Source organism: Solemya elarraichensis gill symbiont, assembly GCF_002021095.1.
In the GTDB taxonomy this organism is placed as follows: domain Bacteria; phylum Pseudomonadota; class Gammaproteobacteria; order Chromatiales; family Chromatiaceae.
Map to the genome: position 1 here is coordinate 1 of NZ_MPRK01000318.1, position 1,679 is coordinate 1,679.

Below are 1,679 nucleotides of genomic sequence, written 5' to 3' on the forward strand. Positions count from 1 at the left end.
TAGTGATCTAATTAAAAAACAAATAGAAGGATTTGACTTTGACGCTGAGGTGCGTACAGAGGGTAGTGTGGTTAGTGTGAGTGATGGAATTGTCCGTATTCATGGTTTGGCTGATGTACAATTTGGTGAGATGCTTGAATTTCCAAATAACACCTTTGGTATGGCGCTTAATTTAGAGCAAAATAGTGTTGGTGCGGTTATTCTGGGTGATTATTTGCATATTTCAGAAGGTGATGTCGTTAAATGCACCAATCGTTTGGTTGAAGTGCCTGTTGGTGAAGCCATGTTAGGGCGAGTGGTTAATCCATTAGGTAAGGCCATTGATGGTAAAGATGATATTGATGTTCAAGGCGCACGACCGTTAGAAATAATGGCACCTGGCGTGATTAATCGTAAATCAGTAGACCAACCTATTCAAACAGGTATTAAAGCGATTGATGCAATGGTGCCAGTGGGTCGTGGTCAGCGTGAGTTAATTATTGGCGATCGTCAAACAGGTAAAACAGCTGTAGCGATTGATACGATTATCAATCAAAAAGACAGCGGTATTCGTTGTGTATATGTTGCTATTGGTCAAAAAGATTCATCAGTAGCGGCGGTTGTGCGTAAATTAGAAGAATACGGCGCATTGGAAAACACTATTATTGTGACTGCAGGCGCAGCATCAGCGCCTGCACTACAATATATTGCACCTTATGCAGGATGCACTATGGCTGAGTATTTTCGTGATCGAGGCGAAGATGCGCTGATTGTTTATGACGATTTAACCAAGCAAGCTTGGGCTTATCGTGAGGTTTCTTTATTGCTTAAACGTCCACCAGGGCGTGAGGCTTATCCAGGTGATGTGTTCTATCTACATTCACGTTTGCTTGAGCGTGCCTCACGTGTTAATGCAGAATATGTAGAAAAGATGACTAATGGTGAAGTTAAGGGTAAAACAGGCTCTTTAACAGCATTGCCAATTATTGAAACGCAAGGTGGAGATGTATCAGCATTTGTTCCTACCAATGTTATTTCAATAACGGATGGTCAAATTTTCTTAGAAACAGATTTATTCAATGCAGGTATTCGTCCAGCGATTAACGCAGGTTTATCAGTATCACGTGTTGGTGGTTCAGCGCAGACCAATATTATTAAAAAACTAGGTGGTGGTATTCGTCTTGATTTGGCGCAATATCGTGAATTGGCAGCTTTTGCACAATTTTCCTCTGATCTTGATTCAGAGACCAAGGCACAAATTGATCGTGGTCAGCGCGTGACAGAATTAATGAAACAAAATCAATACTCGCCTTTATCAATTGCCGAAATGGCAACTTCATTGTTTGCTGTCAATTCAGGTTTGTTAGATGATATTGAGGTAAATAAAGTGGTTGATTTTGAAGCGGCACTAATCGCTTATATGAACGCAAACCAAATATTATTAATGAGTAAAATTAATGATACAGGTGATTACAATGATAAAATTTCAAACGAATTACAAGCGGCAATTGATGACTTTAAGCAAAATCATACTTGGTAGAATGGGGTAGATAATGGCAGCTGGAAAGGAAATTAGAACACAAATTTCGAGTATTAAAAATACCCAGAAGATTACTTCGGCCATGGAAATGGTCGCAGCTTCTAAGATGAAAAAAGCTCAAGATAGAATGTTGGCATCACGTCCTTATTGTGAAAAAATC

The 1,679-nt window shown here is 39.6% G+C and carries 2 protein-coding genes; both read left to right on the forward strand.

Going from position 1 to position 1,679, the window contains the following annotated elements; all coding sequences use genetic code 11:
- A partial coding sequence (atpA, locus tag BOW51_RS10590; RefSeq protein ID WP_135568271.1) for a F0F1 ATP synthase subunit alpha occupies positions 1 to 1,519 on the forward strand: 1,519 nt, incomplete at its 5' end.
- 13 nt (positions 1,520 to 1,532) lie between these two features.
- On the forward strand, positions 1,533 to 1,679 hold a 147-nt coding region (locus BOW51_RS10595), incomplete at its 3' end, for a F0F1 ATP synthase subunit gamma (protein ID WP_174564757.1).